Annotated in this window: 7 protein-coding genes; 5 read left to right on the plus strand and 2 right to left on the minus strand. The window is 71.2% G+C overall.

Annotation, left to right across the window (positions count from 1 at the left end):
* Nucleotides 1-58 precede the first annotated feature (58 nt).
* Entirely contained in the window at nucleotides 59-1558 is a 1500-nt protein-coding gene (locus tag ACTIGN_RS15725) for an IS630 family transposase (RefSeq protein ID WP_439625459.1), read from the minus strand.
* A 167-nt stretch (nucleotides 1559-1725) separates the two neighbouring features.
* Here ACTIGN_RS15725 and ACTIGN_RS15730 point away from each other — a divergent pair, with 167 nt between their 5' ends.
* The 5 genes from ACTIGN_RS15730 to ACTIGN_RS15750 all read left to right on the plus strand — a co-directional run bounded on the left by ACTIGN_RS15730 (nucleotide 1726) and on the right by ACTIGN_RS15750 (nucleotide 5033).
* Complete coding sequence (locus tag ACTIGN_RS15730; RefSeq protein WP_439625461.1) at nucleotides 1726-1932, plus strand: hypothetical protein; 207 nt, start codon at nucleotides 1726-1728, stop codon at nucleotides 1930-1932.
* Between the two features lie 20 nt (nucleotides 1933-1952).
* Nucleotides 1953-2135, plus strand: coding sequence for a hypothetical protein (locus ACTIGN_RS15735; RefSeq protein WP_439625463.1), 183 nt, complete (start codon nucleotides 1953-1955; stop codon nucleotides 2133-2135).
* Between the two features lie 58 nt (nucleotides 2136-2193).
* Nucleotides 2194-3003, plus strand: coding sequence for an endonuclease/exonuclease/phosphatase family protein (locus ACTIGN_RS15740; RefSeq protein WP_439625465.1), 810 nt, complete (start codon nucleotides 2194-2196; stop codon nucleotides 3001-3003).
* Nucleotides 3004-3148: 145 nt separating this feature from the next.
* Nucleotides 3149-4348 carry an SGNH/GDSL hydrolase family protein gene (locus ACTIGN_RS15745; RefSeq protein ID WP_439625467.1) on the plus strand — a complete coding sequence of 400 codons (1200 nt, stop codon included), beginning with the start codon at nucleotides 3149-3151 and terminating at the stop codon, nucleotides 4346-4348.
* Nucleotides 4349-4463: 115 nt separating this feature from the next.
* Nucleotides 4464-5033 carry a hypothetical protein gene (locus tag ACTIGN_RS15750; protein ID WP_439625469.1) on the plus strand — a complete coding sequence of 190 codons (570 nt, stop codon included), beginning with the start codon at nucleotides 4464-4466 and terminating at the stop codon, nucleotides 5031-5033.
* Nucleotides 5034-5393: 360 nt separating this feature from the next.
* Here ACTIGN_RS15750 and ACTIGN_RS15755 read toward each other — a convergent pair whose 3' ends face one another.
* A complete protein-coding gene (locus ACTIGN_RS15755) occupies nucleotides 5394-5798 on the minus strand; it encodes a hypothetical protein (RefSeq protein ID WP_439625471.1) in 405 nt (134 codons plus the stop codon).
* Nucleotides 5799-6000 lie beyond the last annotated feature (202 nt).

The following is a 6000-nucleotide window of genomic DNA, read 5'->3' on the forward strand; positions in this document are numbered from 1 at the left end:
GTTTTCACACCCGGCGTTTACGCCGGGCTACTCCGTCCAGCCTCGTGAATGATCCCCGTTATGCGGCGAGTGTGACACCCGGCAATCCGGTCTGCTGTATGAAGCCTCTCAACAGGTCGGGCCGGGACTTCACCTCAATCAGTTCGTCGACGACCCGGTCCCACAGCTCGCCCACGTCGTTCGCCGCCAGGTTGGCCAGCCCCCCGGACTTGGCCCACCCCCAGACGCCCTCATCCGGATTCAGGTCGGGAACGTATCCGGGGAAGTCCTCGGCCACCACGTCCGGGTGTCGAGCCAGCCACTTCTTCACCCCCTTCGACTTGCCGTGGATGCTGCTCCGGTCCCACACCACCGTCAGCGGCCCGAGCCGCCGGTGAACGTCCTTCAGGAAGGCGACCACATCGTCGCCCCGGACGTTGTGGTCGAGCAGGTCGAAATACAAGCCGGGCCGCCCGGCCACCGGGCTGAGGGTGACGCAACTGATGGCCGACAGTCGGTCCCGCCGGTCCCACGCGGACAGCACGGGCGTCTTCCCGCGCGGGGCGAACGTGCGGCGGACGGTCGGGGTGAGAGTGAACCCGGACTCGTCCAGGAACACCAGATACGCCGACCGCGCCCACGCCTCTCGGACGATGCGAGGGAACTCGTCACCCACCCACCTCGCCACCTCCTTGTCGTTCCGCTCCCGCGCCTTGCGTTTCGGCTTCTGGCTGGACCACCCGAGCCGCCGCTTCAGAATCTTGCGAACGTGTTCCGGGTGGTAAGCAATGCGGAAGTGCCGCTCGATGAGGCGGGCCACTCGGGCGGCCGTCCACAACTGGTTGTGCCACCCGTGGGCTTTGGCCCCCTTCGCCAGTAGGGCTTCGAGCCGCCGCAGATGACCATCGGTCAACGCCGGGGTCGGTCCGGGTTGCGGGCGGGCTTCCAACCCGCCGGGGTGATGTGACGCCCGCACCCAGCGGGCCACCGTCTTGTAGTGGACGCCGAACACCGCGGCGACCGTGGCGCGGGTTTGGCCATCAGCCACCGCTTTCACCGCCTGCTTGCGGCGGCCTCGCAAAGATCGCGGACTGCGGACACCGTCGGACCGGCCACGGAGCTGACAGAGAGTCGGGAATCGGTCCCACTCTGAAGGGGCCGTGGCCGCAGTGGCACCTGCTCCGCCAACCGAGGCCAATTCCCGACGCTCTGCCGGCACTCGTAAGAACCACTCCAACGACCGCGATCGCGACTGCCGCACCCGACCGCTGGCTACCACCGCGGTGGACGTGGTAGCATCAGGCACGTCCTCGCGGAGCCGCCGCTTTGGTCGCCGCCTTCCGGCTCGTCGTCGCCGCCGCCTTCCGCCCTCTGGAACTGGGGTCGCTGGAGCGGGCGCGGGCTCTGGACGGGCAGCGGGTGACGGTGGCGCTGCTGGTGCAGAAGCCGGTGTACACGCTCCTAAGGGGGGGACGGTGGCTGCAGCAGACCGCCGTGCTGCGGGGCCGGCTCCGGTTGTTGCACCACAGGCCGGCCGCGGTCGACGGTATCGCGGCGCGAGCGTGGCTGGTTGGGCCACGGGCTGCCACAAGGTCGACGGCGAAGCAACTGTGCCATGCGGCGCGGCCGCGCCCGCGGGGAGGGTCGTCAGGGGACACCCGGCTGAGGGCTCCCCGGCGCATCGACGCCGGCAGGCAGCGGGGACCGGTTGTGCGCAGGGTATGGGCCGGGGAGGGGCTGGGGATCGTGGTCCCGCACCGTGCCCAGCGGGCGGCGTTGCAGGAGGCGTTCCCGGAGCTGTGCGTGATCGACGCGGCGACCGGGCTGCCGGCCCGGTCGGCGATCGACACGGTGGAGCGGTTCCAGGGCGGGGAGCGGACGGTGGTGCTGGTGAGTGCGACGGGGCGTACCTGCTGGCGTCGAGCGCGTTCCTGCTCGACCCGCGGCGGCTGACGGTGGCGGTGAGCCGGGCCATGCAGGAGATGATCCTGGTGGCCGCGTCGAGCATCTTCGCGCTGTTCAGCCCGGACGAGGAGACGTTCGCCAACGCCCTCCTGTGGATGAACCTGCTCCTGCGGACCTGCACAACACTGTTGTGGGAGGGCGACCGCGACGGGGTGCCGGTCAAGGTGTGGGGCGGTGACGGCGGCCGGTAAGCGGGTGCGGCAACGAGCGGAATCGAAGGTCGGGCTGGTGGGGACGAGGTCGAAACTCATGACGCCGTTGAAAATCGCGACGTGGAACTTCCAGACCGACCGGTCCCTCTCGCAGGGGCGGGCCGACGCCGTTCGCGGTGCGATGGCCGGCGTCGACGCCGACGTGTGGGTGGTCACCGAGCCGCTGCTGGGGTTCTCACCGGGCACCGACTTTCGGTTGGTGGCCCACTCCTGCGAGGCGGACGACATCCGGGCGGGAACCGACGCAGGTTGGGCCGCGGACCGCCGGTGGGTGGCGATCTGGTCCCGGGTAGCCGCCCGCAAACTGGAGGTCCACGTCGAACCGGACCGGATGGCCTGTGCTCGCGTCGAACTGCCGGGACGCCGGGACGTGGTGGTCGTCGGCACGGTCCTGCCCTGGCCGGGCGACCCCAGGTGGCCGGGGAAGGCCGAGGTGGGCTACTGCGAGGCCGTGCGGCAACAGGCGGCGGAGTGGGCACGCCTGTGGGGGACGCCCCGGTCCGCGGCGTTCTGCGTCGCGGGCGACTTCAACCAGTCCCTCCCGGCCACGTCCCGGTTCGGTTCTTCCGCGGGAGAAGCGGCACTGCGGACGGTGCTCGGCTCGCTGGGGCTGGCGTGCGTGACCGGGGACGCCACGGACCCGCTACCCGGGCGGGCCGGGCGGCCGAGCATCGACCACATCTGCCTCGGCGGCGGGCTCCGGCCCCTCGGCGACCCGCCGTCGAGCACCTGGGACGTCCCGTGCGGCGTGGGTTCGTCGGCGGCCGTCACGGACCACTACGGGGTGTGGGCGGCATGCCAGGTGCCGGCGGGGGACGCCGCGGGCGAAACGGCCGACCGAGAATGAGGGCCGGACCCCGGTCTGGTGCCCCGGTCGGGCGAAGTACGCGTGCAGCGAGCACCGCATTTCGCAACCGACTCGTGGTTGAGAGAGGTGACGAGGCTCCGGGCGATCCCGACCGTTACGATTCCTTCCTGATCTGAGGCCCACCATGACACGCCTGCCGTTGTTCGCGCTTGCTACCGCGTGTGCCGCCGTCGCGTGGGCCGCACCGGCCGAGGGGCCGATCATCGCCACGATGGACGAGTTGACGTTCGCCGCCCCCAAGGGCAAGGGGACGGCCGAACTGGTCGAGGGCAAGGTCGGCAGGGCCGTCAAGTTCACGCTCGACACGGACGCCCGCAGTGCGTTCTTCACCAGCCGCGTCCGCGGCACCGCCGAGTGGGACAGGGCCGCGGGGTTCTCGTTCTGGGTGAAGGGCGACGGCACCGACGGGTTCGCCGGGCTGCAACTGATCCACGACGACGACTTCGCCGTCCGCTACGACCTGTGCTTCCCGGTCAAGGGGAAGGAGTGGCAGAAGGTGACGGCGGCGTGGGCCGACCTCGTCCCGGTGCTGCCCGGCCCGAAGGCCAGGCCCCTGGGTGCGGGCGGCAACGCGCCGTCGAAGGTGTCGGCCCTGTGGTTCGGGAAGTGGTGGTACTGGGGCGACTACCCGGCCCACACGTTCACCGTGGACGAGATCCGGCTGGAGCCCGCCATCGAGCGGGACGCGAAGGACGACAAGCCGGACGGCGACCCGCTCGCACGGGTCCGGGCGAAGCTCAGGGCGGGCAAACCCGTGAGCGTAGTCACGATGGGCGACTCGCTGACCGACGTGCGGCACCACGCGAACCGGAAGACGAACTGGCCGACGCTGCTCGCGGAGACGGCGAAGGCGGCGCACGGGTCCGAGGTCGCGGTCCACAACCCGGCGATCGGCGGCACCCAACTGCGGCAGAACCTCGTCCTAATCCCACGGTGGCTCGACGCGGTGCCGGAGCCGGACCTGGTCACCGTCTGGTTCGGCGGCAACGACTGGGGGGCCGGGATGCGCGGCCCGGAGTTCGAGGCCGCGTGCGGCGAGGCGGTGGACCGCGGGCGGCGGTCCACGAAGGGGAAGGCCGACGTGCTCCTGCTGACGACGTGCCCGTCCGCGGCGGCGTGGGACACGACGGCCCCGCTCGCGGAGGCCGTGCGGAAGGCGGCGAAGGAGAAGAACGCGGGCGTGGCGGACGTGGCCGCGGCGTTCGGGGCGGTGGCGAAGGACGGCCGGGAGAGGCTGTTCGTCGCGGACCGCGTGCACCTGAGCCCGGACGGTCACGCCCTGGCGGCCGGGACCGTCCTGAAGGCCATCGGTCCCGCCCCGTGACACTGTTAGGCCGACCTCCGGGGAGTCGTTACGGAAAGTCGCAAGATGGCTGAACGCGAGGCGGGGACGGGCGTGGTTCCCGTTCGGCCACACCGTGGGACGTGAGGGGTCCGCGATGACCGACATCGACAACGCGAGACAGTTGTTCCAGCGAGCCGGGCTGGCCTTCCCCCCGATTCCCGAGGGGCTGGCCGGCCGTTTGAAAAAACTGGGCAAGTGGTCGTACTCCACGCGGCCGCTCGAACGGTCGCCGTATGCACTCCTCCACTACGTGGAGGAGGTCGAACGCGCTCAGGTGGATGAGTACGCCGTGCTCGCGCACTGCGGCCACGGGGTGAACTCGTACGCGATCCACTACTACGTCGTCCACGGCCCGCTGCGGATGTTCCTGCAACTGGCCTGGGGGGGCGTGTACAGCGACCCCGAACGGGACGCGGCCGCGATTCGCGAGTGCTTCTCGCTGGCCGGCCAGATCGTGTTGGCGGTGCCGGCGTTGGAGGCCCTGACGCCCCACGCCCGACTGACGATCGTGGGGTCAGACTGCTGCGTGCGCCGCAACCACTGGTCGTGGTCGGGGAACGGCGCCCCAGAGAAGCGGGAGGCCGGATCGGTCGATCCGGAACCTGAGCTTCGGCCGGCCGAGGTACTCACCCAGGTGCTCCAGTGGCTGGCACGTGCTGGCTAAAGCCGCCCCGCCCGCGGCCCGAGTCCAAGGTTCGTTGACCTGCATGGTGGTTCGCCTCGGCCACGCACGGCGCGAGGTTCGCCACCTGGCCGATCGGGAGCGTCCGGTCCGAGTCGAGCGTCGCCGGGTCCACGTCCGGCAGCTTGTGGGCGGGCATCGCGGCCTTCCGCGTGCGTAGCGCTCCAGGCCCACAACCGTGACCAAAGTACAGTAGCCGGCCGACGTGGTCTGGTCGGTCACCGCAGGGGCGAGGGACCGGGACCTGCCCCGCCGGGCGATGCGTCCGACGGTCCTCCCCCGGAACTGGCAGGACCACTTCGGGGAGCGGCCCGAGTAGCCCGCCCGCTACTTCCCGGCCAGTTACGCCCGCAACAGCACGCCGATCCCGGCGGAAGCGACCCCGAGGACCATCGCGCAACCGCCCCCGCCAGTCGCCCGGCGCGAGCACGACGCGGCCCGGGTCGAGCGGGTCGTAGTACGCCGCCACCTCCCCGCCCGAGCGCACCTCGGCCCCGTCGAGCCGGCCGACCGCCGCGCCGGCGCGGACGAGTGCCCCCGCGGCGCGGGACTCCAGGGCGGGTAGTGGACGTCGACGCCGCCCTCGTCGCTGGTGCACTCGGTGCGGACGGCCACGACGCGGGCCCTCACCCGGACGGCGCGACGAGCCACCGCCCGCTTCTGCCGCCGCCGCTCCAGCCCACCGGTGACCGCGACCAGGCCGCCGGACAGTAAGAACAGTCCGAACCCCAGGAGGTAGTCGATCACGTGGTGGGTGCCTCACGATCTCGACCTACACACCTGTTGAGCTGTTCTCGGCATGATGAAGTTGAAGCGAGTCCTGGTGCTACCGCCCGAGGGCGCGGTCGAGGGCCCGGACCTGGTGGGCGAGTACCTTGAGCTTGAACCCCTGGGCGGCCGGCGACCCCGACGACAGCGCCGCGAGCAGAGCGGCGCTGAGCCCGTTGCG

The organism is Gemmata sp., assembly GCF_051859125.1.
Classification (GTDB): Bacteria; Planctomycetota; Planctomycetia; order Gemmatales; family Gemmataceae; genus Gemmata.

Bases quoted from the DNA above. Each gene is read 5' to 3' on its own strand.
- ACTIGN_RS15735 (WP_439625463.1), top strand. From the start codon at position 1,953: ATGCAGGAGATGATCCTGGTGGCCGCGTCGAGCATCTTCGCGCTGTTC.
- ACTIGN_RS15740 (WP_439625465.1), top strand. From the start codon at position 2,194: ATGACGCCGTTGAAAATCGCGACGTGGAACTTCCAGACCGACCGGTCC.
- ACTIGN_RS15745 (WP_439625467.1), top strand. From the start codon at position 3,149: ATGACACGCCTGCCGTTGTTCGCGCTTGCTACCGCGTGTGCCGCCGTC.
- ACTIGN_RS15750 (WP_439625469.1), top strand. From the start codon at position 4,464: ATGACCGACATCGACAACGCGAGACAGTTGTTCCAGCGAGCCGGGCTG.